Source organism: Streptomyces sp. NPDC020965, assembly GCF_044333555.1.
Taxonomy (GTDB): Bacteria; Actinomycetota; Actinomycetes; order Streptomycetales; family Streptomycetaceae; genus Streptomyces.
The window spans coordinates 421,035-446,087 of the sequence record NZ_JBIRRE010000003.1 but is presented as its reverse complement, the minus strand read 5'-3'; the positions used below and the strand labels follow the sequence as shown (position 1 = coordinate 446,087).

General features: G+C 70.2%; 21 protein-coding genes and 1 tRNA gene. 10 read left to right on the top strand and 12 right to left on the bottom strand.

What is annotated here, in order from left to right:
- Positions 1 to 71: 71 nt before the first annotated feature.
- The gene (locus tag ACH4S7_RS12440) at positions 72 to 857 is read right to left on the bottom strand and encodes a hypothetical protein (RefSeq protein ID WP_398521085.1); all 786 of its coding nucleotides are present in this window, start codon (positions 855 to 857) and stop codon (positions 72 to 74) included.
- Positions 858 to 1,343: 486 nt separating this feature from the next.
- On the opposite strand from ACH4S7_RS12440, the gene ACH4S7_RS12435 reads away from it, so the two are divergent.
- Entirely contained in the window at positions 1,344 to 1,805 is a 462-nt protein-coding gene (locus ACH4S7_RS12435; protein ID WP_398521084.1) for an ATP-binding protein, read from the top strand.
- Between the two features lie 130 nt (positions 1,806 to 1,935).
- On the opposite strand, the gene ACH4S7_RS12430 is transcribed toward ACH4S7_RS12435, so the two are convergent.
- Both ACH4S7_RS12430 and ACH4S7_RS12425 read right to left on the bottom strand, forming a co-directional pair.
- The gene (locus tag ACH4S7_RS12430) at positions 1,936 to 3,396 is read right to left on the bottom strand and encodes an aminopeptidase P family protein (protein ID WP_398521083.1); all 1,461 of its coding nucleotides are present in this window, start codon (positions 3,394 to 3,396) and stop codon (positions 1,936 to 1,938) included.
- A gap of 237 nt (positions 3,397 to 3,633) precedes the next feature.
- A complete protein-coding gene (locus tag ACH4S7_RS12425) occupies positions 3,634 to 5,211 on the bottom strand; it encodes a PP2C family protein-serine/threonine phosphatase (protein WP_398521082.1) in 1,578 nt (525 codons plus the stop codon).
- A gap of 589 nt (positions 5,212 to 5,800) precedes the next feature.
- Between ACH4S7_RS12425 and ACH4S7_RS12420 the strand changes: the two genes are divergently transcribed.
- On the top strand, positions 5,801 to 6,493 hold the full coding sequence (locus ACH4S7_RS12420; RefSeq protein ID WP_398521081.1) for a bifunctional DNA primase/polymerase: 693 nt from the start codon (positions 5,801 to 5,803) through the stop codon (positions 6,491 to 6,493).
- 251 nt (positions 6,494 to 6,744) lie between these two features.
- Complete coding sequence (locus ACH4S7_RS12415; RefSeq protein ID WP_398521080.1) at positions 6,745 to 7,458, top strand: hypothetical protein; 714 nt, start codon at positions 6,745 to 6,747, stop codon at positions 7,456 to 7,458.
- A 319-nt stretch (positions 7,459 to 7,777) separates the two neighbouring features.
- Here the strand turns inward: ACH4S7_RS12415 and ACH4S7_RS12410 are convergent, their stop codons facing one another.
- From ACH4S7_RS12410 to ACH4S7_RS12400, 3 genes are all read right to left on the bottom strand, one after another.
- Positions 7,778 to 8,764, bottom strand: a complete 987-nt coding sequence (locus tag ACH4S7_RS12410; protein WP_398521079.1) for a DUF5926 family protein — start codon at positions 8,762 to 8,764, stop codon at positions 7,778 to 7,780.
- Between the two features lie 537 nt (positions 8,765 to 9,301).
- The gene (locus ACH4S7_RS12405) at positions 9,302 to 9,901 is read right to left on the bottom strand and encodes an ATP-binding protein (RefSeq protein ID WP_398521078.1); all 600 of its coding nucleotides are present in this window, start codon (positions 9,899 to 9,901) and stop codon (positions 9,302 to 9,304) included.
- Positions 9,902 to 9,972: 71 nt separating this feature from the next.
- Entirely contained in the window at positions 9,973 to 10,782 is an 810-nt protein-coding gene (locus ACH4S7_RS12400) for a glycerophosphodiester phosphodiesterase (RefSeq protein ID WP_398521077.1), read from the bottom strand.
- 258 nt (positions 10,783 to 11,040) lie between these two features.
- Here ACH4S7_RS12400 and ACH4S7_RS12395 point away from each other — a divergent pair, with 258 nt between their 5' ends.
- From ACH4S7_RS12395 to ACH4S7_RS12385, 3 genes are all read left to right on the top strand, one after another.
- Positions 11,041 to 12,717: a S1C family serine protease gene (locus tag ACH4S7_RS12395; RefSeq protein WP_398521076.1), complete on the top strand. Its 1,677-nt coding sequence runs from the start codon at positions 11,041 to 11,043 to the stop codon at positions 12,715 to 12,717.
- Positions 12,718 to 12,861: 144 nt separating this feature from the next.
- Positions 12,862 to 12,948 (top strand) — tRNA-Ser (locus ACH4S7_RS12390).
- A 267-nt stretch (positions 12,949 to 13,215) separates the two neighbouring features.
- Complete coding sequence (locus ACH4S7_RS12385) at positions 13,216 to 13,389, top strand: hypothetical protein (RefSeq protein ID WP_398521075.1); 174 nt, start codon at positions 13,216 to 13,218, stop codon at positions 13,387 to 13,389.
- Between the two features lie 585 nt (positions 13,390 to 13,974).
- Here ACH4S7_RS12385 and ACH4S7_RS12380 read toward each other — a convergent pair.
- From ACH4S7_RS12380 to ACH4S7_RS12370, 3 genes are all read right to left on the bottom strand, one after another.
- Entirely contained in the window at positions 13,975 to 14,844 is an 870-nt protein-coding gene (locus ACH4S7_RS12380) for a GNAT family N-acetyltransferase (protein ID WP_398521074.1), read from the bottom strand.
- Between the two features lie 87 nt (positions 14,845 to 14,931).
- Positions 14,932 to 15,096: a hypothetical protein gene (locus ACH4S7_RS12375; RefSeq protein WP_398521073.1), complete on the bottom strand. Its 165-nt coding sequence runs from the start codon at positions 15,094 to 15,096 to the stop codon at positions 14,932 to 14,934.
- A complete protein-coding gene (locus tag ACH4S7_RS12370; RefSeq protein ID WP_398521072.1) occupies positions 15,093 to 16,214 on the bottom strand; it encodes a radical SAM protein in 1,122 nt (373 codons plus the stop codon). The genes ACH4S7_RS12375 and ACH4S7_RS12370 overlap by 4 nt, the downstream gene beginning before the upstream one ends.
- Before the next feature lie 522 nt (positions 16,215 to 16,736).
- On the opposite strand from ACH4S7_RS12370, the gene ACH4S7_RS12365 reads away from it, so the two are divergent.
- Positions 16,737 to 17,990 carry a helix-turn-helix transcriptional regulator gene (locus tag ACH4S7_RS12365; protein ID WP_398521368.1) on the top strand — a complete coding sequence of 418 codons (1,254 nt, stop codon included), beginning with the start codon at positions 16,737 to 16,739 and terminating at the stop codon, positions 17,988 to 17,990.
- Positions 17,991 to 18,004: 14 nt separating this feature from the next.
- Positions 18,005 to 18,370 carry a hypothetical protein gene (locus ACH4S7_RS12360; RefSeq protein WP_398521071.1) on the top strand — a complete coding sequence of 122 codons (366 nt, stop codon included), beginning with the start codon at positions 18,005 to 18,007 and terminating at the stop codon, positions 18,368 to 18,370.
- Between the two features lie 103 nt (positions 18,371 to 18,473).
- Here ACH4S7_RS12360 and ACH4S7_RS12355 read toward each other — a convergent pair whose 3' ends face one another.
- From ACH4S7_RS12355 to ACH4S7_RS12345, 3 genes are all read right to left on the bottom strand, one after another.
- Entirely contained in the window at positions 18,474 to 18,650 is a 177-nt protein-coding gene (locus ACH4S7_RS12355) for a hypothetical protein (RefSeq protein ID WP_398521070.1), read from the bottom strand.
- A 246-nt stretch (positions 18,651 to 18,896) separates the two neighbouring features.
- A complete protein-coding gene (locus ACH4S7_RS12350) occupies positions 18,897 to 19,043 on the bottom strand; it encodes a hypothetical protein (protein ID WP_398521069.1) in 147 nt (48 codons plus the stop codon).
- A 108-nt stretch (positions 19,044 to 19,151) separates the two neighbouring features.
- Positions 19,152 to 19,706: a MarR family winged helix-turn-helix transcriptional regulator gene (locus ACH4S7_RS12345; protein ID WP_398521068.1), complete on the bottom strand. Its 555-nt coding sequence runs from the start codon at positions 19,704 to 19,706 to the stop codon at positions 19,152 to 19,154.
- A gap of 85 nt (positions 19,707 to 19,791) precedes the next feature.
- On the opposite strand from ACH4S7_RS12345, the gene ACH4S7_RS12340 reads away from it, so the two are divergent.
- Together ACH4S7_RS12340 and ACH4S7_RS12335 are read left to right on the top strand one after the other, a co-directional pair.
- Complete coding sequence (locus ACH4S7_RS12340; protein ID WP_398521067.1) at positions 19,792 to 21,087, top strand: MFS transporter; 1,296 nt, start codon at positions 19,792 to 19,794, stop codon at positions 21,085 to 21,087.
- Positions 21,088 to 21,221: 134 nt separating this feature from the next.
- Positions 21,222 to 25,025 carry a DNA polymerase III subunit alpha gene (locus ACH4S7_RS12335; RefSeq protein ID WP_398521066.1) on the top strand — a complete coding sequence of 1,268 codons (3,804 nt, stop codon included), beginning with the start codon at positions 21,222 to 21,224 and terminating at the stop codon, positions 25,023 to 25,025.
- The last annotated feature ends 28 nt before the right edge of the window (positions 25,026 to 25,053 follow it).

Below are 25,053 nucleotides of genomic sequence, written 5' to 3'. Positions count from 1 at the left end.
GGACATGGGGTGTGCCACGGCGCACGGATGTGCGCGGGCACCACGGCCCCACTCCCGTCGAGTGGGCCGTGTCAGGCCGCGAGAGCGTACGGGGCGGGCGGCCCGCGTCTGATCACCGTGTGCTGGAGCGCCTCACCGGCACCGGCCGGGGGCGGATCGTCCGTGGCCCGCGGCGCGCGCGCCGGAGGCGCCGGAGTCCGTACGAGACCGCGGAACAGCGCCCGTACGAGACCGAACGCGGTCCGCAGCGACCGCAGCCAGGCGGCCTCGGTGACCTCGTGCGCCGACGCGGTGGACAGCAGGATCAGCCGGGCCAGCGCCAGATCCCCGCGCCGCAGCAGCCAGCCGGTCACCAGTGCGGCCAGCAGATGGCCGAGCAGCATCGGGAGGGAGGGCAGCAGTTCCGGCGCGGCGCCGGCGGCGGCGTGGGTGCCGTGCGGTGGTGGATCGATACCGGCCATGGTGACGATCCGGTGCGCGTCGGTGGGGCTGAGCGAGGCGGAGCCGGCTCCGCAGACCAGCTTGGCGGCCAGTCGGATCAGGGCGTCGTCCGCGGTCGGCGCGAACTGGAGCCGGTGCTGCTGGCCGATGCCGTACAGGGAGTGCAGGGCGAGTTGCCCCGCCGCCAGCGCGACGATGACGGCCGGCAGCGAACGCACCCGGCCGGTGAAGGGCGCGACCAGCGCGAACACCCCGATGAACCCGGCCACCAGCGTCCACCACGGGACACTCGCACAGGCCGCCAGCGTGTGCCCCGTCGCGGACAGCACGACGCAGACCGCGGTGAACACCGCGGCCTTCAGCAGCCGGGGACCGGCTCCGGCGATGCCACCGGGCGGGGCGGACGGGGACGACATGGCCGGGTCATCATCCCACTGGGTGTCGAGCATCTGTACGGCAGGTCCAGAAGGTCCCCTTTGCCGCTCCCGGCGCACACCCGTCCCTCGCACACACTTCCCTCGCGCGCCGTCCCTCGCGCACCGGCAGCTTGGGGCCGGGACCTTGGGAGCCGGGTCCTGGGTGGCCGGTACCGCCGTGATCAGCCCGCCGTGATCACTCCGCCGTGATCAGCGCGGTTCGACCGGCGCGGCGTGCGATCCGTACCGGCGCGGCGTGCGATCCGTACCAGTTGGGCGTGCGATCCATGCCGGTTCAGGTCGGTTCGGCCCCGTACGGCCGACTCGACCGGCCGGCGCGGAGGGTACGTACGCGGGGCGCCATACACCGCCGCCCCAGGGGCGCGCGTCGGCCGAATGAGGGCAATCACATCAACTGTGCGCTTACGGAACGTGTTCGTGGGCAATACGTATCGGTATGTCGAGCCGCGGCCAGGAGGCTGGAACATGAGCATCTGGTGGTCACTCCACTTGCGGCGCGAAGCTGCGAGCATTCCGCTCGCCAGGCGTCTGCTGCTCGGCACGATGGAGACGGCGGGGGTCGATCCCGACATCTCGTTCGATCTCTCCGTCGCGCTCAGCGAGGCGTGTGCGAACGCCGTGGAACACGGCGGGGGACAGGGCGTGGGCGAGCCGTCGGAGGCGTACCGGGTCACCGCATACCTGGACGGCGAGAAGTGCCGTATCGAAGTGGCCGATTCCGGCCCCGGTTTTCCCGCCAGGCACGGTGGCTGCGCCCATGCGACCACGGCGCACGTCCCGGCGACGGCGGAGAGCGGTCGCGGACTCTGTCTGATCGAGCAGCTCGCCGACCACGTCCACTTCGGCAACCGGCCGGGGCGCGGTGCAGTGGTCAGCTTCGACAAGGTCCTCAAATGGCGGGAGGACGCGCTGCTCAAGGTCTCCTAGACCTCGATCGCGGCGCGCCCTCCTCGGCACCTCTCAGAGCCGCGCTCCACGGCTCCGCACTTCTCGGCACCGGTGTGCCGTCGGGCCCGGTGTACACACAGCCCGGTGTGTCGTCAGGACCCGTGTGTCGTCAGGACTGCTTGAGCGAGGCCATCCAGGTCTCGATCTCGTCGGCCTGGCGCGGCAGCGAGTCGGACAGGTTCCGGTTGCCGTCCGCCGTGACGAGGATGTCGTCCTCGATCCGTACGCCGATGCCCCGGTACTCCTCCGGCACCGTCAGATCGTCGGCCTGGAAGTAGAGACCGGGCTCCACGGTCAGGCACATGCCCGGCTCCAGCGTCCCGTCGACGTACGCCTCGGTGCGCGCGGCGGCGCAGTCGTGGACGTCCATGCCGAGCATGTGACCGGTGCCGTGCAGGGTCCAGCGGCGCTGGAGATCCAGTTCGAGCACGCGCTCCACCGGCCCCTCCACCAGACCCCACTCGACGAGTCGCTCGGCGAGCACCCGCTGGGCGGCGTCATGGAAGTCCCGGTACTTCGCGCCCGGTCGCACGGCCGCGATACCGGCCTCCTGGGCGTCGTAGACCGCGTCGTAGATCTTGCGCTGAAGCTCGTTGAAGCGGCCGTTGATCGGCAGGGTGCGGGTGACGTCCGCCGTGTAGAGGGTGGTGGTCTCCACCCCCGCGTCCAGCAGCAGCAGGTCGCCGGAGCGCACCTGGCCGTCGTTGCGCACCCAGTGCAGCGTGGTCGCGTGCGGGCCGGCCGCGCAGATCGAGCCGTAGCCGACGTCATTGCCCTCGACGCGGGCGCGCAGGAAGAACGTTCCCTCGATGTAGCGCTCGCTGGTGGCCTCGGCCTTGTCCAGGATCTTGACGACGTCCTCGAACCCGCGGGCGGTGGAGTCGCACGCCTTCTGCAGCTCGCCGATCTCGAACTCGTCCTTCACGGCGCGGGCCTCGGAGAGGTAGACGCGCAGCTCGGCGTCGCGCTCGGCGGTGACCTTGTCGGTCAGCGCGGCCTCGATGCCGGCGTCGTGGCCGCGTACGGCACGGACCGGACCGGTCGCCTCGCGGAGGTGGTCCGCCAGCTCCCGTACGTCCTTGGCGGGAATCCCCAGCACCTGCTCGGCCTCGGTGAGGGAGTGCCGGCGACCGACCCACAGCTCACCCTGGCCGGAGAGCCAGAACTCGCCGTTCTCCCGGTTGGAGCGCGGCAGCAGGTAGACGGTCGCCCGGTGCCCCTTGGCGGTGGGCTCCAGCACCAGGACGCCGTCCTCGGACTGGTCACCGGTGAGATAGGCGTATTCCGTGGCGGCACGGAAGGAGTACTCCGTGTCGTTGGAGCGGGTCTTCAGGTTGCCCGACGGGATCACCAGCCGCTCGCCGGGGAACCGCTCCGAGAGCGCCGCGCGACGGGCGGCGGTGTGGGGCGCCTGCGCTATGGGCTGCAGATCGCGCATCTCGGTGTCGGCCCAGCCGCTCGCCATGTTCTCCGCGAGCTCGTCGGACACACCCGGGTACAGACCGTTCTTACGCGGCTTGATCGGCTGCTCTTCTTCTTCCGGGGTACTCGGGGTGAGCTCCTCGGCCACGTCTGCCTCCTCGATACGTCACTGGACCGGACTCCATCGTATGTGCGACGTGAAGACGGCCTAGATGGACCATTTTGTCTTACTTCTCACATTGACAGGACCGAAGGGCTGCGGCGGTGGCCGGATCGCCCCTGATCCGCCTACCGGTCCGCCCGCCCACCCGTCCCGGCACCCCTCGCCTCATCGGAGCGCCCGCCCACCCGTCCCGGCACCCCCTCCCCTCATCGGAGTGGCCGGTCAGGCGAAACGGGCGGCGAGCAGCACGATGTCCTCGTGGTCCCCGCCCCGCTCCGGCTCCCCGGGGAGCAGGGTGTCGAGTACGTGGTCGGCGACGGCCCCCGGGTCCTCCCGTACCGCCCGTGGCACGCTCGCGGCGGCGGAGTGCAGCCGGGCGAAGGCCCGGTCCATGGGTTCGCCGGTGCGCCGGAGCAGACCATCGGTGTAGAGGAGCACCGTCTCCCCCGGGTCGGGACAGAGCTCCACGCTCGGCGCCTCCCAGCAGGCGAGCATCCCCAGCGGGGCGGAGAGCGACGTCTCCACGAACTCCGTGCGCCGCTCGCCGATCACCAGGGGTGGTGTGTGCCCCGCCCCGGCGAGGAGGATCTTGCCGGCCGCCGGCTCGGCGTAGGCGAAGAGCGCGGTGGCGGTCCGGGCCGGTTCGGTGAGCCGCAGCAGCAGTTCCAGATCGGACAGTACGGCGACGGGGTCCTCGCCTTCCATCACGGCGTACGCCCGCAGGGAGGCGCGCAGCCGCCCCATCGCCGCCAGCGCGCTGGGACCCGAGCCGCTGACCGAGCCGACGGCGAGCCCGAGCGCGCCCTCCGGCAGCGGCAGCGCGTCGTACCAGTCCCCGCCGCCGTGCGGTCCGGTCCGGTGCCGGGCCGCGAGCTGGACCCCCGGCACCCGGGGGAGCCGGCTGGGCAGCAGTTCCCCGGCCACGGTCGCCAAGGTCGCGCGGGCCCGTTCCAGCTCCAGCAGCCGGGACAGGTGCTCGGTGGCGTACCGCGCGTAGAGGCCGACCAGATGGCGCTGTCGTTCCAGGGGCGCGGCGGGCTCGTCGTACAGCCAGACGGCGGCGCCCAGGGTGCCGGCCGCGGCGGAGGCGAGTGGCTGGGTGTAGCTGGCGGCGTAGCCGAGCCGGAGGGCGACTTCGCGGTGGCGGGGGTCGAGTGAGGCGTCACCGAGCAGATCGGGGTGGGCGACGGGCTCCGGCGCGTCGGGCGCGACCGGGCAGGGGGCCTCCCGGTCGTCCAGGATGCGGCCGTACGCGGTGATGGCGCGCGGAATCGTCTCGATGTGCCCGAGTTCGGCGTGGGTGAGTCCGAGCCCTCGGGTGAGGGTGATGCCGTGTGCGGGGCCGAAGCGGTCGGCGTTCGGGGGTGCGGCGTCCGGCAGGGGTTCGAGGACGATCAGTCCGCGCCGGGCCCCCACCAGGGCCGCGCCGGCGCTGAGGATCTCCCGCAGGGCGGTGTCGAGAGAGCCGGTTCTGGCCAGCCGCTCGGTCAGCTCATGGAGGGTGGTCAGATCGGAGACCCAGCCGGCGAGCCGGTCCTGGATCATCGTGTCGGGGCGCGCTTCCAGGCCGGATTCGGGCGCGGCCGGTACCGGGACGGGGGCGGGCAGAGTCCCGGCAGTGTGTGTGGGATGGGAAACAGCCGAGTTGATTCCAGCCACTTTCGGTAGATGAGGGGCGCTCATCTCGATCGGCTTTCCGACCGGTGCGTTTCGCTCAATAGCACCGCAAACCCCCATGTCATTCTGCGCGGCTACCCATGCGTCCACATGTACACGCACATGGAAGGGGATGTCCAGCATTGCACCAGTGGGATTGATGGTGTCTGCGTTACCTTGAGCCACCCTTGAATAAATCTTGAACTTGGCCGAAAAATGCACCTGGTGAAGCTCAATTGAGGTCGACTGAGGGCGTTAGGCAGTGGATCTCGCGAGAGGTCCCTCCAGGGCTCAGCCCTGGTCGGAGCCTCGTGGGCAAGCGTCATACCAAACGTATTGGGTACGTGAACGGTGAGGGCCGGGGGCAGTTGATGCCGCCCCGGAACCTGGTGACCGGCTCGGGCGTCCTAACACCCGTAGGCTGCGCCAGAAGCTGTACGGCAGATCCCCACGCGTCCCCACGCGAGTGGGGCCGATCCGTTGTAACGGAACGAGAAGCGCCAGGCGCGTGCCATCCCTGGCCTTGCGTTAGATGGAGCACCAGCCCACGTTCGGCCCCCGGGCGGCGAATCTGCCGCAGGCGAAGCGGGGACGCCCATGCCCACCGGCACCGGGCGGGATGACGCCGACCAGTACGTACTCGTACACACGGTACGTAAGCGTACGCACAGTCAAGAGCTGCACACATGGTGTGATGTGGACCTCGGCGTTCAACGGAAAGGAACGAGCGCTCATGCGCGAGATCCTCGGAAGGCGACGCAGGCTCTGGTTTCGGCGCACAAAGGGGCCTGCACAGTCTGCACAGCTTGAAGCGGCGCTGACCTGCGCCGTCGAATGGCAATGGCCCGTACTCCCCGGAGTGGGACTGAAATCGGCCGGTGGTCGCGGAGACCGCGAGCGCGGGTGCGCCTGCCCCGACGCCGAGTGCGTCGTACCCGGCGCGCACCCCTTCGATCCCGGGCTGCTCGCCGCGAGTACTGACGAACGAATGGTGCGCTGGTGGTGGGCGAATCGGCCGACCGCCCCGATCGTGCTGGCCACCGGGGGGTCCGCGCCGTGCGCGGTGAGCCTTCCCGCGGTGGCGGGGGCCCGTGCCCTCTCGGTGCTCGACCGGATGGACCGGCGCCTCGGACCGGTGATCGCGACGCCCACCCGCTGGTCGCTGCTGGTCGCCCCGTACAGCCTCGAAGAACTCGGTGAACTCCTCTTCGCCAAGGACTGCGTGCCCAGCTCGCTGCGCTTCCACGGTGAGGGCGGCTATTTGGTGCTGCCGCCCTCGGAGACGGGGACGGGCCAGGTGCGCTGGGAGCGCGCGCCGCTGCCCGGGTCCGCCACGCCCTGGCTGCCACGGGTGGAAGCGGTGGTGGACGCGCTGGTGGAGGCGAGTTCGAGCGCACCGGACGGCGGAAGCCGGCTCGCGTTCTGACCTCGGCGTCCTGCTGGATGTCCGATGTGTCCGACGCGTTCGATGTGTCCGTCGTTTCCGCGATGCCCCGATGCCCCGTTTCCTCGATGTCTCGATGTCTCTTGAGGGCCGGCTCCGTCACTCGTACGGGTTGGAGCCGGCCCGAGTTGTGCGGGAATCGGGTGCGGCAGGTGGTGGTCGGTCCGTTCCGCCTGGATATCTTCGGCTCACCGCTCCGTGTCAGGAGTCCCCGCGCCGTCGACAGGTGACCCATGAATCTCCGCATGATCGGGATCGCCTCGGTCGTGGTGGTCGCCGCGTTGCTGCCGTTGGCGGCCGCGGCCGGCCCGGCCGATGTGTTCCTCCGGCCGGCCGGGACGCATTCCGCGCGGGATCCGATCGACCCCTCGGACTGGCGGGTCAATCCCTCGGACTCGGCCGAACACCCGGACTCGGCCGAACACGCGGATGTGGTCGAACGCCCGGGCCCGGTGGAGTATTCGGAGCCTGAGGGGTACGGGCCGTCCCGCCCGGACCCCGCACGACCTTCGGGCCGTACGTCAAGAGCGCTGCAGACGGCTGAAACCGACCCCGCCGCCACGGCCTCCGGGTACCGGAACACGACCCGCGCGCTCTGTGGGCCGGAAGTCGCCTCCGCCGTCGGGGTCGAGGCCCAGACCTGTGTACTGAACAAGGGACAGCACACCTGGGCGCGTACGTACTACCGCAATACGACGGGTGCGGAATTGAGTTCCGTACTTACTCTGATGGGCCCTGACGCACGTACCGTGCAGATCAACTGCTCGGTTGAGGCGGGTGGTGAGCCGGGTGTCTGTGAGACGCCGAAGGAGACTTCTCGCGGTGTTGTCATGGACGGTGCCAGGGAGTATTCCGCGGTGGCGGAGTTCGCTGCCGCCGGGGGCGCGGATCAGAATCCGCTGCTGCTGCGGGTCGGGAGCAACTCCCCCGAGGGCGGCCAACGTTGACGATCCCGGTGACAGAGCGTCAGCGGAGGGAGATGTTCCGTAGAAATGCGGACGCCCGGTCGCTGGCGACGGGGGATGCACCAGCGACCGGGCTTCTAGAACGGTAACAAGAGATCTGCGGTTCGCAAATTCGATCTCGGGTATTCGGACAGCGATTCAGCTCCCCATAGAGCGACTTGTGACTGGAGTCACTCCGGCTTTTTCTGTTGTCCGAACCGGATCCTGAACCGGGGTCCGAACCGGGGTTCGGTAGGTGTTCGGTTTCGACCCCGGGCGGGTCTTTGAAACCGGCGACACGAGTGTCACCGTGGGCCGGTCGTCAGCTCAGGGTGACCTGACGGTTGGTGAGCCCGCCCCGGGCGCGCCGCTCGTCGGCGGTAAGCGGAACATCCGACGCGAGGGCGGCGACCAGCCGCTCGGCGAACTCCGCCGCGGGCTTCTCGCACTCCTCGGCGCCCATTCCGGTCGGCAGGTCCCAGACCGGGACCATCAGCCCGTGCGCGCGGAACGACCCGACGAGACGGGTGTCCTCGCCGAGTGAGGTGGTACCGGCCGCGTGCAGCCGTGCGAGCGCGTCCAGCAGCTTCTCTTCGGAGTGCGGCATGACCCAGCGGAGGTGGTTCTTCTCCGGGGTCTCGCACCAATACGCCGCGTCGACGCCGGAGAGCTTCACCGTCGGGATCGCCGCGGAGTTCGCGCGCTCCAGGGAAGCCGCCACGTCGGGGGTGGCGTTGTCCGCCGACTCGGGAATCCAGAACTCAAAACCGGAATGGACCTCCGGGGCGAAAGTGGCCTCCGGGTCGAGCAGGTCCTGGAGCCTCGGCCCCGCACCGGAACCACGCTCACCGGCGACCGGGCTGCCCGGCTCCGCCGTCAGCGCGCGCGTGAGGGTGTCCGCCAGATCACGGCTCAGATCGCCCGTCGAAGTGTCGTTCTGGAGACCGATGAGCACGGAACCGTCGTCGCGGCGCAGCGCGGGCCAGGCCATCGGCAGCACGGTCGCGAGGGTCACGGACGGTACGCCGTCGGGCAGTCCGTCCTTGAGCGTGAGCCGCACGGTGGCGGCGGGCACCAGCTCGCGCAGGGCGACCCAGTCGCACTCGCCGGCCAGTCCTTCGAAGGGCCGCTGGACCAGCTCGGTCACGGCGTGCGCGGCGGCGCGGCCATGACACGCCTTGTAGCGCCGGCCGGACCCACAGGGGCAGGGCTCACGGGCCCCGACCACGGGTACGGGCTCATTGGCGCCGCGGCCCCGGTCCTTGAGCTGAGGCTTGGACGCCTTGGTCTGGGGGCGCTTCTTGGCCATGGTGCGGCTTCTCCCGATCGCGCGGTGGTGAGGGCGGAGGTCTGTTCGGCGAGCCTAGTCGTCCGCCGTCCGCGCGGTGGCACGGCACCCCTGGGGCCTGTGGCCGCGAGGGAGCCCCGCGCCGCCCGCGAGAGCCGTACGCGGCCGTCCGCCCTGGTCCGTGCGTCGCGGCCATCGTGCTCCGGGCGGTCGCGCTCCGCACTCGGCCGGTCCCACTGCGGCTGATCCCACTCAGGCGGCCGGTCGCGTTCCATGCGCGGCCGGTCCCATGTGCGGCCGGTCCCGTACGCGGTCGTCCGGTGAGCGGCCGCCTTCGTACGAGGTCACCCTTGCCCGCGGTCATTGCGGTCATTGCAGTTAAATCGCATTCATCGCGGTCATCGAAGATATTGCGGTCGATGCGGTCGATGCGGTCATTGCGGTGTGCACGGTCATCGCGCGCCGGCTGCGCAAGCCCGTCCTGCGCTTCAGCCGGGCCCCCGCGTGCAGCCCGTCCTGCGCTTCAGCCGGGCCCCCGCGTGCAGCTCTTCGTACGCCTCAGCCGAGCTCTTCGTACGCCTCGGTGAAATCGAAGCCGGGCCCAGTGACGCGCGTAGCGAAATCGTCGTGGCGCCTGCCATCCGTCACGAGCACCCAGACGGTGACCTCGCCCGTCGAACTGTCCCGGACGCCCCAGTCCTGGGCCAGCGCGCTGATGATGTTGAGCCCGCGACCGCCCCGGGCGGTGACCGACGGAGTGGCCGGGACGGGCCGGGTGGGACCGCCGCCGTCCGTCACTTCCACCGTCAGCCGACCGGTACCGTCCACGCGCCAAGCGGCGCGGATGTCGCCCTCTCCGCGCTCCGCGTGACCCAGCGGCCTGCCGTGCCGGAAGGCATTGCTGAGCAGTTCGGAAAGAATGAGAACCGCGTCGTCGACGACCGATTCCGGCACCCGGACGCGGCGCAATTGCTCGCGCATACGGTGCCGTGCGTCACCCACGCCCGCAGGGCCATGGGGTACGGCCATGCTCGACGACGTGGGCACCTCCTGTGCCACCACCAACGCCACCCCCGAGACCTCCTTAACCCCACGCCACGGTGTGAATGCCCCAATGGACTGGACCGGAAACCGTTCCGGAGCGGCCCGGTGGCGCACTCCGGACCCTGGCGAACGAATCGAACGCGCCGGTGCACTCCCCGTGCTCATGCGACAGGTGTTTCCTGGGTTTAGTCCCGGCCGAGCTGGGACAACACCTGCCGGGGCCGGTTGGTGATGATGGCTTCGACGCCGAGCCGGACGCAGAGTTCTACGTCTTCGGGCTCATTGACCGTCCAGACGTGGACGCGGTGCCCGGCTCGATGTAGCCGGGCGATGTAGCCGGGGTGATTGCGGACGATCCGGATGCCGGGCCCGGCGATACGCGCACCGGCGGGCAGCCGTCCGTCCCGCAGCCGCGGGGTCACGAACTGCGTCAGATAGACAGTGGGGATGTTCGGCGCCGCGGCGGCCACCCGGTGCAGCGAGCGCGCGGAGAAGCTCATGATGCGTACGGACGACTCCGCCGCCGTCGCCGGTTCGGCGAGACCGAAGCGGCCGAGCAGGTGGAGCAGCCGCTCCTCCACCTGACCCGCCCACCTGGTCGGGTGCTTGGTCTCGATGGCCAGCTCGACACGGCGCCCGGAGTCGGCGACGAGTTCGAGCAGTCGCTCCAGTGTCAGTACGGAGGTGAGCGAGGGGTCGCCCCAGTCGGGGGACTCGGCGGAGTCCTCGCGGCCCTTCCACGTACCGAAGTCGAGGGCGGTCAGCTCCGCCAGCTCCAGGGCGGAGACGGCGCCGCGCCCGTTGGAGGTCCGGTTCACTCGACGGTCGTGGACACAGACGAGGTGCCCGTCGGCGGTGAGGCGCACATCGCATTCGAGGGCGTCGGCGCCGTCTTCGATGGCCTTCATATACGCGGCCAGAGTGTGCTCGGGGGCGTCCTCGGACGCTCCTCGGTGGGCGACGACCTGAATGCGTTGCTGCCGTGCTTGGGTCACCGCGTCATGGTGTCACCGAGACGGGGAAGACGTGAGCCGGGGGGCGACTCCCCGGGCGGTGGGACCGCGCAAGCGGAGCCCCGGAAGTGCTATCCGTTTTGTCGCAAGTAAAGGGTGGCGAGAATACGCACAGGTCCTGCTTACAGTGGCCTGACGAGCCATGGGAAATGCTGGACCCAGACGCCGTGGGGCAATCCGTCCGGCCGCGCCGGGCGGACTCTTGTCGAAGCGATCGATGTGGAACCTGAGGAGAGAGCTGTGAGCACTGAGAACGAGGGCAACGAGGGCACTGCGCAGTCGGCCGCCCCGTCCGTACCTCCTGTGCCGTCGGCGGCTCCCGACGGGACCCCTCCGCCGCCGCCGTCCCATGCGCCCTCCGCCCCCTCCGACCCTGGCGCCACACCGGCTGCCGGGCCGGGCCCGGCTCCGGCCGACGGACCGTACGGCGGGTCCACCGAGCAGGCGGCGGTCGCGGATGGGCGGTCCGGGCACTCCTCCCCGCCCGAGCCGCCCACCGCGCCGCTGCCCAGTTCCGTACCGGCGCCGCCGGCCGCGTCCCAGCAGCCGGCCCCGCACCACCCCGGGTATCCCTCCCCGGCCACCGCGCATCAGCAGGGCCCCCAGGGTCACCATGGTCCGGCGCATCAGCCCGGCGCCGCGCATCAGCAGGGCGCGGGCTGGCCGCCGCCCCCGCCGCCGCTCCCCTCCTACGGAGGCGCTTACGGCGGCGACGGTCCCGGCTGGGGCGCCCCGGTCCAGGTCGGCGAGGCACCCCGGCGCAAGCGGTCGGGCGGGCTGCTCGCGGCGGTGCTGGTCGCCGCGCTGGTGGCGGGCGGCGTCGGCGGTGGCCTGGGCTACTGGGCGGCCGAGCGCAACGACGACGGCATCCAGTCGACGACGGTCTCCGCCGGGGACACCCCGAAGGACCTCAAGCGCGACCCGGGCACGGTGGCGGGGGTGGCGGCCAAGGCGCTCCCGAGCGTGGTCACCATCGAGGCGAAGTCCAGCGCGGGCGGTGGCGGCGGCGGTGACCTCGGCGGTGGCGGCCAGCAGGAGGAAGGCGGCACCGGCACCGGCTTCGTCTACGACCAGGAAGGCCACATCCTCACCAACAACCACGTGGTGGCCTCCGCCGCTGAGGGCGGCGCGGTCTCGGTGACGTTCTCCAACGGCAAGTCGTACGACGCCGAGGTGGTCGGCCGGGCGCAGGGTTACGACGTGGCCGTACTGAAGCTGAAGAACGCCCCTCCGGGCCTGGCGCCGCTGGCGCTCGGCGACTCGCAGAAGGCGGCGGTCGGCGACTCCACGATCGCGATCGGCGCGCCCTTCGGTCTCTCGAACACGGTCACGACGGGCATCATCAGCGCCAAGAACCGCCCGGTGGCGTCGGGTGACGGCTCCAGCGGCAAGAACTCGTACATGAGCGCGCTCCAGACGGACGCCTCGATCAACCCGGGCAATTCGGGCGGTCCGCTGCTCGACGCGCGCGGCGCGGTCATCGGCATCAACTCGGCGATCCAGTCGACGGGCGGCGGGCTCGGACAGACACAGGCCGGTTCCATCGGCCTCGGCTTCGCGATCCCGATCAACCAGGCAAAGAACGTGGCCGAGCAGCTCATCAAGACCGGCAAGCCGGTCTACGCGGTGATCGGCGCCACGGTCGACCTGGCGAGCCGGGGCGAGGGCGCCAAGATCGTCCCCCAGGGCGCGGGCGGCACGGCGGCGGTCCCGCCGAACAGCCCGGCCGCGAAGGCGGGTCTGAAGTCGGGCGACGTGATCACCCGGTTCAACGACAGGCCGATCGACAGCGGCCCGACGCTGATCAGCGAGATCTGGAACCACAAGCCGGGCGACACGGTGAAGCTGACGTACGAGCGCGCCGGCAAGGAGAGCACGGTCGACATCACCCTGGGCGAACGCAAGGGCGACAGCTGACCCGCGTTCCCCCACACCGAGTTCCACTCCCTCCCCTACTCGCCCTCCTCCCCGCTCCCGGCCCCCACGATGAAACGCTGCTGCGGGGCCCTCCGCGGTGCCGGTACTCTGTAGGCCGCTCCGCGCCTGGTGTGGCGGGGCGTGGGTGGGTTGCCCGAGCGGCCTAAGGGAACGGTCTTGAAAACCGTCGTGGCAGCGATGTCACCGTGGGTTCAAATCCCACACCCACCGCAGCAGGTCAGACGATGTGCTGATCAGAAGGGGTGCCCCACATACGGGGGCACCCCTTCGTCGTGGGCCCTGTCTCACCTTGATCTGCCCCTGTACTGCTTTGGATCATTGTTTGTGGACCAGGCGTGGACCATGGTTCATCGCTCTACGCGTCGCTGACCCGCGTTTCTCCGGAGAGAAAGACAGCCGGGACGCCCCGGGCATGGAAGGTCAGCTGATCGTCGGTCGTTCGGCTATGGCGAGTCGAGCCGCCTCCACCAAGTCGCCATGAAGGTCACCAAGCTGCTTGCAGCGGCGTTCTTCTTCGGCTTCCTCAGCAGCCGCCCTCTGGCCGTCCTCAGTCAGGAGTGCGTCCGCCCAGCGGTCCAAGCACTCGTTGTGGTCCTCCACGTGAAGCCGGAGATCACGGGTGGGCTGAAAGATCTCCGTGCTGATTATTGAGCTGGGGCGGCTGTGGGTTTTTGGGTTCCGTCGCCCTGAGGGAGCTATGGGTGCCGGAGCAGCCGCGTTGACCTCAGGTCAGGCGCTACGTCTGTGATCGGCACAGGTACGTCTCACTTGAGTGATCGGAGAACACGTCAGATGAATCCGGAGAAGACTGCCGAGCGGGAAGGTGAGGCTTCCTCAGGGGGAGCCACCTGGGCCACTGACGGCAGATTCAGCACTGGTTGGCGCCGTAGCTGCGATCATTACGGCCCTTCGCGGGTAGGCACGTTTGGCCACCGCCCCCGAGTGAGGCGACGAGAGCCAGTGCTGGTGGGGTGCCCCATGGACACCTCATCTTGGGCGGTAGCACCTATCGGCGGGCGACCTGTTGCGCGGCTTCGAGTGCATGCTCGTTTTCTCGTTAGCGTGCTGCTGGCTGCGATGGATCGCCTTGGCGTAGAACCGGAACAGCACGGCGATGCTGTGGCCGGCGCGGCGGGCGGCCTCAGCGGGCCGACCGCGTTGTAGCGCCGCGCCAGCATGCACGAACGTCAAAGCAGGGGTGAGAGTTGGCACGTGAGCGAAGAGGCGCTGAAGCGGTTACGCAGGTGTGGTGTGGCTGAAGCCGAGGGAGGTCAGCCGTTCGGCTTGGCACAGCCTGTCGGATGCGCCGCCAACCTCGGTTTGGAGGACTTGGTACGCCGCGCCGTGGGACTGGCCCCAGTGCATCGCGGCCCGCCACAGGCTGCGGCCCAGGCCCTGCCCTCGGGCCTCAGGTAGGACGGCGAAGTACTGGGGCATGAGCTGGGGGCATCCGGTCGCGTCGGGGCGAACTTCCATGGGGCCGATCGCGCCGACGACGCGGTCCTGGACGGCGGCGGCGAGGACCGGGCCGCACCGGCCGGCCTCCATGTGGGCATGGAGGAAGGCCAGGCCATCAGCGGCCATGGCGGTGGCGAACGGGGCGAAGGTCTTCTGCACGGCGGTCGGCCAAACGGTGACGGGGCGGACCGCGTCGCCTGGGTTGGGGCACGGGCGGGCGGTGAAGTCCTGGAGCTGGATGCGCGTGCCGAGAGGGAACCCGGTTTCCGGGCCAAGCGGGCGTACGACCCGGGCGTTTCCTGCATCGTGCATGGCGGCGAGCTTCGCCGCCAGTTCGGCGGCTTCATCCACGACGCTGCCACGGTGTCCGTAGGCGAAGACCTTGACGGTGCCGCGTCCACGCCGGGTCAGGGTGGGGATGAGCGTGTGGTCCGGCTGATGGACTACATCACCGCGGAGTACTGTCTCGTCCTTTTCGCTGCTCCAGCGCCGGTCCTTGTCGTAGCGGAGGAAAGACCGGTCAGTCACCGCCGCTCGCAGGGTGTCCTCGAAGAGGTCGACGGTAAGCGCGTGGGGGTGGACGGGGCCGAGAGTCGGCACGATCGGCGCGGTCAGTACCGGCCGGAGCCAGTCCCAGCGGAAGAACATGAGCGGCACCCTAGCGGTCGGCCGGTCAGGGCTCAGGCCCCGACGCGAACACGCCAGGGCCTGAGCGAAACCGACCGGATCTGTCGGTCAGTGGGGGTTGTCGTCGCCGGCGTCGCAGGAGCACTCCGCGCTCTCCACGACCTCGTCCAGGTCCATGACGGCGGTCACCGCGAGCGCAGCGACGGGCGGGGCCGCGCGGCGCGCCGAGGGCGGCGGGCCCGGCAGAAGGTTCACCAGTACGGGCGGGGTCATGATGCGTTCTCCTTGTCGCCGTGTTGGCAGTAGCTGTGCAGCGGCGCCTTCGCCTCCTGGTAGTGCTTGGCCAGGGGGCGGCAGACCCGACAGGTGCCGGACAGGGCGCAGCCCTCGCACCCACCGGTGCGAAGCATGAGGCGGTCGGCGATGACGCCGAGCCGGGTGAGGCCGTCGACGCCTTCGGCCATGAGGTCGATCTGGGCGTCGCGGCCGACCTTGCAGATCGACACCTTGGCGTGCGGGTCGGCGTGGAAGAACGTGTGTCCCGCGTTGCATCCGGCGAACGGTTTGCGCTGGCGCAGATGGGCGGCGGACTGAGCGAGGAGCGGTTCGCCGCCACCGTAGATCGTGGGCGTCATGTTCGTATATGCGTGGTTCTCGACGTTCCACTCATCGGAGAGGGCGGCCATCTCGTCCGCCTCGGAGGCGTTGTCCTCGGTCACCACGACGTTGATGCGCAGGGGCAGGCCCGCCGCGCGTGCGGCGTCCATGCCGCGCCGGAACGCCTTCCACGCGCCACGGCGCTGGGTGAGTGCGTCGAAGGACTCCTCGCTCGCCCCGTACATGCTGACGACCAGCCGGTAGGGCGGGCAGTCCCGGAAGAGCTTGAGGAGGTCCGGCCGCCAGAGCAGCGAACCGTTGGTGGAGATGGTGAGCATCATCCCGGCCTGCCAGGCGTAACGGTAAGCGCCCTGGAAGTCCGGGTCCATGGTGGGCTCGCCGCCAGTGATCTGGAGCCAGAGGACGCCGGCCTCGCGCATGATGTCCAGCAGCCGCACCTTGTCCTCCCAGCGGAGGCCGGAGAACGGGCGCTCGCCGAGGTAGCAGTGCTTGCAACCGAAGTTGCAGCCGAGGTTGATCTCCCAGGAGGCGCGGCAGAAGCCGTGCGAGGACGGCTCGCGGACCAGCACCGTGTCCTGCACACGTCGGCCGGTGAGATCCAGGCCCCACACCTCGGCGGCGGTCTGAACCGCCCATGCGGGCAGCGCCTGGCCGCCGACGGCGTTCCGCAGCTCGTTGTACTCGGCGGCGGGGATCCGGGCCCCGGACCGGGCCCCGGGCTTGAGGAGTAGATGCCCGTCGAGGAACGGGGAGGCGATCAGAGTGTGGGCCATCAGTGCGCTTCCTTCCAGATCACGGAACGTGTCGGCGCGCGCAAGCCCTGGTAGCCGGCGCGGCAGTAGATCCCGCCGAGCCCGTTGCAGGTGCCGCAGCTGTTGCCGGATGAGTCGGCGCCGCTACCGCCGCAGTCTCCGCAGCTCTCGTTGCGAGGGCGGCGCGGGCACTCGCACGGCGGGTAGCGGCCCGGGTCCGAGAAGATGACGTACGGGTCACCCGACTGGACACGGGTCGTCTGAGACCACGTACGGCCAGAGTCGCGGGACACTCGAAGCGTCATGAGGAGGCGAGGCTCCGCAGCGAGGCCGAGAGGTCGAGAGAGCCGTTCGTGGACGTGTCCCTCAGCGCCGTTCTGCGTTCCCATATCCGCACCCTTCCGCTGCGTCATGACCTGTCCGTTCGCGACAACTCCCAGGAAAGCGCGTGAAGTCGACGGGCTCCACGGCATACATGCCGCATTCTTGGATCAGATCCGTGCACGGGTGCCGCAGGCTTCGAAGCCGCGGGAAGGGGTCGTCATGGGGCTAGCCGAACGACGCAAGATCCTGGGCTACAGTCAGGAGAAATTGGCCGGGCTGCTCGGCGTGGACCGCACGACGGTCGGGCGCTGGGAGAGCGGCCGAATCCAACCGCAGCCACCGCAGCGGCGAGGCTTGGCCATCGCCCTCGAAGTCAGCCTCCAAGAGCTTGACGCCCTCCTGACAGAGTTACGAGCCGCAGGGCAGGAGGCCACAGGGCAGCAGTCCAGTGACCACCCGAGCGGGGGAGACCACGACGAAATGATCCGCCGAGAATTCCTCCGCATACTCACCGTCAGCGGGGCTTTGACGGCCCTACCGGTCGACGAGGCCGAGGCCCTCACCGATGGGGTGCTGAGGGGGCTGCCCGTCGACTTCGAGCGGATGAACAGTCACCTGTGGCAGGTCTACCAACTGGCCCGGTCGAAGGGATCGGTCTACCCCGTCATCCGCGACCAGCTGACGACTCTGAATGAAGCACTGGCCGCCAGCCGAGGCAGTTCCCGCCCCCTTCTGAGCGCGGCGGCCGACCTCTTCCAGATGGCCGGCGAAGTTGCCTTCGACCGGAACCGCTACACCGACGCAGCAGCTTCGTACTCGCTCGCGGCCTCGGTCAGCAAGGACGCGGGCGCGTACGACCTGTGGGCCTGCGCTCTCGTGCGCCACGCCTACGTGGACATGTCCGAGCAGCGCTACCGCCAGGCGGCGCAGATGCTGGGCGCGGCCGAGCGGCTGGCCGGTCGAGGGGACAGTGACCTTTCGACACGGTACTGGGTTGCATCGGTCCAAGCGGAGGCGCACGCCGGCCTTGGCGACCTCACGGCATGCGAACGCGCACTGGATCAGGCCGAGAAAGTCAGGAACCTCACCACGGACAGCACGAACGGTGGATGGCTCCGCTTCGACGGCACCCGCCTGGCCGAGGAGCGCGGAGCGCGGTACGTACAGCTCGGCCGCCTGGACCTGGCGGAGGCGACGCTGAAGACCGCGCTCACGCAGACGGCCCTTGCGTCAGGGCAGTCATATCGGCGCCGTGGCGCGGTGCTGGCCAGCCTGGCCGCCATCGGCGTGAAGCGCCGCGATCCCGACCAGGTGCTTGCGTACGGGCGAGAAGCCGCCGTCCTGGCCCGAGCCTCAGCATCCGGGTACGTCGCCCGTAGACTCCAAGCCCTGTGCGACGAGTTCGGCCCCTTGCGGCGCGACCACCGCGTGGCGGAGCTGGGGTCGGAGATCGCCACGCTGAGCACGCCGTGACGAGAGGGGTTGGCATGTCGCAGACCGAAGGTGCACGACTGTTCCGGGAAGCTTGGATCGTGGGAGTGCACCAGTACTTCCCTGGCGAGCCGAAGGCCGGCTACGTGACGCCCTGGGTGGACACGCCGCAGTGGGAGCGCGAGGCCGCAGGCTCGGTCTACGACCAGGTCCGCCAGTTCATCGAGATCAGCGACGGCCACACGTCGAGGCTGTCCCGGGAGCAGAAGAGCCGGTTCGTCGCGACATGCTGGACGGCCCAGATGTTCAAGCACTTCGAGGACCCGAAGCCGGGCTACGTAGCTGACTGGCCCGACCTGCCGTCCTGGCAGCAGGAGACGGATGCTGACATCTTCGAGGCCATCGAAAAGGCTGTGGGCTGATCCTCGGAGGCCCTAGTGTGCCCAGGTTAGCGATACTGCGCTTGCACGGCGTCCGTATCGCCTGCCTGCCGTCGACGAGACGGAGGAGTTGCTGCCCTGGACGCTATGAGGACTGTTTGATGCCCAGTTTCAGCAGAAACATGGCGTAGGCGACGGCAATGTCGGGATTGCTGCGGAGGATGTCTTCGAGGGCAGCATCGATCGCCCCCGTGGCAACGGTCGGATCCATTGCGAAGAGGTATTTCGCCTTCTGTAGGAGCTCGATCTCTTCGGGGTCCACTTCGTTGGCAGCTAGGTAAATGTCGGCTGTCGTGAACTCGTGGATCCGCTTCCAGACCTCTTGATCCAGAAGTACCTTCCAGGGCTCGTTGGCCTGGATTCGGTAGCCTGCCGGAACCCTGAGAGCAGGGGGCGGTGTGATCGACCGGGCACGGACCGGGCATGGGTGGATCTGCCTTGAGGGCGGTGGGCGTTGTGGGTCCGGTGCTCGAATCTCCGTCGGCGGCAGCCTGCCACCCCTTGGGAGTCAGTCGATGCTTTCCAGGCCGAGTTTGGCCAATCGCGACCGGATGGCGCTGGGCTTCCGGCCGAACTGCGCCCCGAGAGTGCCGAAGTCGCGTTCCCCTTGCTGGTAGATCGCATCTCGTCGGCGCCGTGCTCGCGCCTTATGCATGAACAGCCCCTCACAGCGCACTCCATGACGACCGTGAGGACCTGGGAGAGGCCGCCGACGTCGAGGGCCTTCGCCCCCCGTACGGTCCGCCCGTCAAGACTCCGTCCGTCAAGACGACGGGCGGTCCTCGTCGAGGGATTCGCGCTGGGGGTGCGGGGCGCCGGGTGGCTGGGACTCCACCTGGGCCAGCATGCGCTTGAGGAGTGTGTTCAAGGTGTTCTGCTCGGCCTCGTCGAGCGGTGCGACCAGGGCGCTCTCGGCGGTGCCGAGCAGGCGCATGGCGTCGAGCCAGTGGGAGTGGCCCGCTTCGGTGAGTTCGACGTGGACCCGGCGGCGGTCGTCGCCGAGGCGGACCCGGTGGACCAGGCCCGCCTGTTCCAGGGTGTCGATACGGCCGGTGATACCGGCCGGTGATACGAGCAGTTCCGCGGCGAGTTCGGAGGGCGTCGCGCGCCAGGGTTCGCCGCGGGAGGCCAGTCGGTGCAGGGTGTCGAACGCGAAATCCTGGAGGCCGATCTCGGCCAGGCTCCGGTCCTTGGCCTGTTTCGTGTGCTTGGTCAGCAGTTGGATGCGGGTGATGATCCCTTCCACCCGTTCGTCGAACGGCGCCTTACGGCGCCAGCGGGCGATGTGCCGGTCGACAGAGTCCTCCACGCCTTCCATCCGCCCATTGTGCTACGCCGGCGAGTCTTCCGGCGCGTGATATTTCGTTGACGAATATTTAGCTAGCAAACTAATCTTCCCCGACATGGCCGACTCCACTCCCCCGCCCCGCGTCCGGCGCTCCTCCTGGCCGTCACCCCAGCCACGGCTGCTCGTCGGCCGGACCTGTGCCGCGCTCGCGACCTCGCTGATACCCGTCACCCTGACGCTCGCACTCATCCGCATCGGATCGGCGACCGAGCTCGGCCTGGTCCTGGCCTGCGAGCTCCTCCCGATGCTCGTCCTGCTCCCCGTGGCCGGCGTGGTCGCCGACCGTCTGCCCCCGCACCGCGTCGTCCTCGCCGCCGACCTGGTGCGCGCCGCCGCCCAGTTCGGCATCGGTGCCGAACTGCTCTCCGGCTCGCCCCGGATCCCGGTCCTCGCGGCGCTGGCCGCCATCACCGGCGCCGCCGTGGCCTTCGGCATCCCCGCCGTCCGTACGCTCGTCGCCGCCGTGATCGCCGAACCGGACCGGCTCCGGATGAACGCGCGGCTCGGCATCGCGCAGGGCCTCGCCGGTGTCACCGCCCCGGCCGTCGCGGGCGGGCTGGTGCTCCTGGCGGGTGCCGGCTGGGCCTCGCTGCTCACCGGCGCGCTGTTCCTGCTCTCCGCCGCCACCGTCGGCGGCCTCGCCCCCCGGCGCGACGCCCGTCCGGTTCCGGACCGTCGCCGGGGCGCCTTCCTCGCCGAGTCGCGCGAGGGGTGGGCCGAGATCCGGCGTCACCCCTGGTTCATCGGGAATGTGGTCGCCCACGGTCTCTGGCACTTCGCCGCGGGGCTCCTGGTCACCCTCGGTCCCCTGATCGCCGTACGGGACCTGGGCGGCGAGTCCTCCTGGGTGATCGTCGTCCAGATCGGCACCGTGGGCATGGTGCTCGGCGCCTACGCGGCCACCCGGCTGCCCCTGCGGCACCCGTTGATCGCGGTCGCCGTGGGGGCGGCGGTCTACGCGTTCCCCCTGCTCGCGTTCGCGCTGCGGCTGCCCGTCCCGGTGATCGCCGCCGCCCAGTTCGTGGGGATGTTCGGGGTCGGGATGCTGAGTCCGCTGTGGGAGACGGTCCTGCAACGGCGGGTTCCCGTGGAGATGCTGGGGCGGGTCGGCTCCTGCGACACATTGATCTCCTTCGGGGCCCGGCCGTTGGGGCTCGCCGTGGCGGCGCCCCTCGCCGCGCTGGTCGGCACCACCGCGCCCCTGCTCGGCGCCGCGGTCGTGGTCGGGGCGGCGAATCTGGCGGTGATCCTTCTCCCCGGCATGAAGGAGGGCCATCGGCCGGAGCGAGGGCCGGAACCGGGCGACGGCCCGGGGCGGGAGCCCCGCCGTGGGGAGCGGGTCGGTCGCTGACAGCCGAGGGGCCCGCTGTGATCCGTTCGCCTCCCCGGGCAGTACGCGCTACGCTTATCGAACAGAAGTTCGATCACACTTTTCGGGGTGATTCGTACGAGACGGGCAGAGGGGGTCCTGGCTGGAGGCGCGATATGGAGGGCTTTACGCATCTGCATGTCGCGTCCGGCCACTCGGCCCGCTATGGCGCCTCCCACCCCCAGGACCTGGTGCGCCGGGCCGCCGAGCGCGGTATGGGCGCCATCGCGCTGACCGACCGGGATTCCACCACCGGTGTGGTGCGGTTCGCGAAGGCCGCCATTGAGGTGGGGATACGGCCGATCTTCGGCATTGATCTCGCGGTCGAGCCCCTCGGTATCGATCTCGCGCCCGGCCGGCCGGGCGCCGAGCCCTCCAGAGCCCGGTCGTTCGGGGCCCGGTCGTTCGGAGCCGAGCCCTCCGGAGCCGACCAGTCCGCAGCCCGGACCCCTGAAGCCGGCGCATCCAGAGGTGCCGGAGCAGCCAGGGGTGCCAGGGGTGCCGGAGCGGCCAGGGGTGTCGGGGGCGCCAGGGGTGCCGAGGGTGCCGGGCCGTCCGGAATCCGCCCGTACGCCCCCGCACAACACCCCCGTACCCGCACCCCCGTACGCGGCGGCGCCCATGTGCAGGAACCACCCCTCCGCGTCACCCTGCTCGCCCGGGACCGGCAGGGCTGGGCCGCGCTGTGCCGGCTGACCTCCGCCGCGCACGCCCCCGGCCGATCCCCGACCGGACACCCCGTGCTGCCCGCGGCGGCCCTGCGCGAGTACGCGAACCACGGCCTGATCGCGCTGCTGGGGCCCACGTCCGAACCCGTACGCGCGCTGTCCTCCGGCCGTGACGATCTCGCCGAACACCTGCTCGCCCCCTGGCGGGAGATCTTCGGCGGGTCGCTGCGGCTGGAGACCGTATGGCACGGTCTGTCCGGCACCGGCCCCGGTTCGCTCCGGCTCGCCGCCCGGACGCTCGCCCTCGCCGACCGGCTGCGGATCCCCGCCGTACTGACCAATGCCGTCCGTTACGGGGACCCGGAGCTGCACCGGCTCGCCGATGTTCTGGACGCGGCCCGGCTGCTGCGCCCCATCGACCGGCGCCGGCTCGATTCCGGCGAGCGCTGGCTGAAGGGCCCGGCCGATATGCGTGTCGCCGCCGAGCGGATCGCCGCGGCGGCGGGGTCGGGCCCCGCCCGCGCGGTGGAACTCCTGGCGGCGACCGCCGCGACGGCCGCTTCGTGCCGGGTGGACCCCGTCGCCGATCTGGGATTGGGGCGGAAGCATCTGCCCGAACCCCGGATGGTCGGCGCCGCGGACGCCACCGACGCCGCCCGGGTGCTGCGTGAGTGCTGTGAGGCCGGGCTGGTCCGCCGTGGTCTGGACCGTGATCCCGCGGTCCGGGCCCGGCTGGACGCCGAACTGGCCACTATTACCGAACTGGAGTTCGATACCTACTTCCTGACCGTCGCTCAAGTGGTGTCCGATGTCAGGGACATGGGTGTACGGGTCGCCGCCCGGGGCTCCGGCGCCGGCAGCATGGTCAACCACGCGCTCCACATCGCCACCGCGAACCCGCTGGAACACCGGCTGCTGTTCGAACGCTTTATGTCCCGGCGCCGTACCGATCTCCCGGACATCGACCTCGATGTGGAGTCCGCCCGCCGTCTCGACGTCTACGACAGGATCATCGAACGGTTCGGACGGGAACGGGTCGCGATCACCGGGATGCCTGAGACCTATCGGGCCCGGCACGCGATCCGGGACACCGGCCTCGCCCTCGGTATCGCCCCGGCCGATGTCGACCGGATTGCAAAATCGTTTCCTCATATCCGTGCGTCGGACCTCACCACCGCTCTCGCCGAACTGCCCGAGCTGCGGAAGCTGGCCGCCGAAGCCGGACCCTTCCGGCTGTTGTTCGAACTCGCCGAGGGGTTGGACGCCCTGCCGCGCGGGATCGCCATGCACCCCTGCGGAGTGATCCTCACCGACGCGTCCCTGCTCGACCGCCTCCCCGTACAGCCGACCCCGACCGGCGGCTACCCGATGGTCCAGGCCGACAAGGAGGACGTCGAGGACCTCGGAATGATCAAGCTGGATGTGCTCGGCGTCCGGATGCAGTCCGCGATGGCCCATGCCACCGCCGAGATCGAACGCGCCACCGGCCGTGGCATCGACCTCGACGACCCGCGCCAGGTGCCGCTGGACGACCACTTCGCCTTCAAGCTCATCCAGGCGTCGGACACCCTCGGCATGTTCCAGTTGGAGTCACCGGGACAGATGGACCTGCTCAGCCGTCTCCAGCCGCGCGATCCGCAGGACGTCATCGCCGACATCAGCCTCTTCCGGCCGGGTCCGGTGGCCGGCGGGATGCCGGAACGGTACGTCGCCGCCCGACACGGCCGGGCCCCCGAGTACCCGCACCCCGATCTGGAGCCCATCCTCTCCGACACGTACGGGGTGGTGATCTGGCACGAGCAGATCATCGAGATGTTCGCCGGGCTGACCGGCTGCGACCTGGAGTTCGGCGACTACGCCCGCCGCGCCCTCGGCGACCGGGACCGGCTCCCCCGGGTCCGCGACTGGTTCCACCGGACGGCCGGCGCCCGTGGCTATCCGCCCGCCGTGCTGGACGAGGTGTGGCGGACGATCGAAGCCTTCGGGGCGTACGGGTTCGCCCGCGCCCACGCGGTCGCGTTCGCCGTACCCGCCCTCCAGTCGGCCTGGCTGAAAGCGCACTACCCCGCGGCCCTCTATGCGGGCCTGCTCGAACACGACCCCGGAATGTGGCCGAAACGCGTCATCGTCGCCGATGCCCGCCGCCATGGCATCGCCGTACTGCCCGTCGATATCAACCACTCCCGTCCCACCCACACCATCGAGCAGGGCCCGGACGGCACCTGGGGCGTCCGGCTGGCGCTGTCCGGGGTGCGCGGGATCAGCGATGACGAGGTCACCCGTATCGCCGTCGGCCAGCCCTATTCCTCCCTCTCCGACCTGTGGCAGCGGGCCCGGCCCCACCGGCCGATCGCCGAACGCCTCGCCAATGTCGGTGCGCTGGATTCGCTACGGGGGGAGCTCACCCGGCGCGATCTGCTGCTGGGGATCGCCGAACTGCACCGCCAGTACCGGGGGCGTCCGCTCGACGACGGCCAGCTCCCGCTGAACATGCCGGACGCCACGGGGCGGCGCGCCGGGCTGCCGGAGATGACCGGCCGCGAGGCGCTCGGCGCCGAGATACAGGTGCTCGGCATCGATGTGAGCCGGCACCTGATGGACCACCACCATCAGTTGCTGCGTGAACTCGGCGCCACCGATGCCAGACATCTGGCCACCGCGCGGGCCGGGGAGACAGTACTGATTGCGGGCGTACGGGCGGCCACGCAGACACCGCCCATCGCGTCCGGCCGGCGCATCATCTTCGTCACCCTCGACGACGGGTCCGGCCTGGTCGACCTCGCGTTCTTCGAGGACAGCCACGACGCCTGCGCGCACACGGTCTTCCACTCCGGGCTGCTGCTGGTACGCGGGACCGTTCAGCAGCGGGGGGAGCGCCGCACGGTCGTCGGGACGATGGCATGGGATCTGGAGGCCCTCGCGGTGGCCCGGCGGGACGACGGGCCGGAGGCCGCGCACCGGCTGCTGGGGCCCGCGGCGGCCGTACCCGGCCCGGACGGGGGGCCGGCGCGGGGTCGACGGCAACCACCCGACTCCCACCAGGACGGGCGGCAACAGCAACAGGAGCGAGGACAGGAGCAGGGACAGGAGCGGGGGCAGGAGCGGGGGCGGCGGGGCCGCCAGGGCTCGCGGCGCGTGATCGCCCACGAGACCGGGGCGAGTCTGCACCCCTGGGCGGACCTTCAGCCGGCCGGGGACCGTACCGCCGATCTCCGGTCCCTCGGATACACCAGCCCCGGAAGCGCCGGGTGATCAGCCATGACTGACGCTGCGGGAGGAG

What these genes read in the sequence shown, in the direction of transcription:
- ACH4S7_RS12385 (WP_398521075.1), top strand. Translation starts at nt 13,216, where the DNA reads ATGAAGGTCACCAAGCTGCTTGCAGCGGCGTTCTTCTTCGGCTTCCTC.
- ACH4S7_RS12415 (WP_398521080.1), top strand. Translation starts at nt 6,745, where the DNA reads ATGAATCTCCGCATGATCGGGATCGCCTCGGTCGTGGTGGTCGCCGCG.
- ACH4S7_RS12440 (WP_398521085.1), bottom strand. Translation starts at nt 857, where the DNA reads ATGTCGTCCCCGTCCGCCCCGCCCGGTGGCATCGCCGGAGCCGGTCCC.
- ACH4S7_RS12380 (WP_398521074.1), bottom strand. Translation starts at nt 14,844, where the DNA reads ATGTTCTTCCGCTGGGACTGGCTCCGGCCGGTACTGACCGCGCCGATC.
- ACH4S7_RS12435 (WP_398521084.1), top strand. Translation starts at nt 1,344, where the DNA reads ATGAGCATCTGGTGGTCACTCCACTTGCGGCGCGAAGCTGCGAGCATT.
- ACH4S7_RS12370 (WP_398521072.1), bottom strand. Translation starts at nt 16,214, where the DNA reads ATGGCCCACACTCTGATCGCCTCCCCGTTCCTCGACGGGCATCTACTC.
- ACH4S7_RS12410 (WP_398521079.1), bottom strand. Translation starts at nt 8,764, where the DNA reads ATGGCCAAGAAGCGCCCCCAGACCAAGGCGTCCAAGCCTCAGCTCAAG.
- ACH4S7_RS12360 (WP_398521071.1), top strand. Translation starts at nt 18,005, where the DNA reads ATGTCGCAGACCGAAGGTGCACGACTGTTCCGGGAAGCTTGGATCGTG.
- ACH4S7_RS12365 (WP_398521368.1), top strand. Translation starts at nt 16,737, where the DNA reads ATGGGGCTAGCCGAACGACGCAAGATCCTGGGCTACAGTCAGGAGAAA.
- ACH4S7_RS12345 (WP_398521068.1), bottom strand. Translation starts at nt 19,706, where the DNA reads ATGGAAGGCGTGGAGGACTCTGTCGACCGGCACATCGCCCGCTGGCGC.
- ACH4S7_RS12425 (WP_398521082.1), bottom strand. Translation starts at nt 5,211, where the DNA reads ATGCTGGACATCCCCTTCCATGTGCGTGTACATGTGGACGCATGGGTA.
- ACH4S7_RS12420 (WP_398521081.1), top strand. Translation starts at nt 5,801, where the DNA reads ATGCGCGAGATCCTCGGAAGGCGACGCAGGCTCTGGTTTCGGCGCACA.
- ACH4S7_RS12335 (WP_398521066.1), top strand. Translation starts at nt 21,222, where the DNA reads ATGGAGGGCTTTACGCATCTGCATGTCGCGTCCGGCCACTCGGCCCGC.
- ACH4S7_RS12340 (WP_398521067.1), top strand. Translation starts at nt 19,792, where the DNA reads ATGGCCGACTCCACTCCCCCGCCCCGCGTCCGGCGCTCCTCCTGGCCG.
- ACH4S7_RS12375 (WP_398521073.1), bottom strand. Translation starts at nt 15,096, where the DNA reads ATGACCCCGCCCGTACTGGTGAACCTTCTGCCGGGCCCGCCGCCCTCG.
- ACH4S7_RS12350 (WP_398521069.1), bottom strand. Translation starts at nt 19,043, where the DNA reads ATGCATAAGGCGCGAGCACGGCGCCGACGAGATGCGATCTACCAGCAA.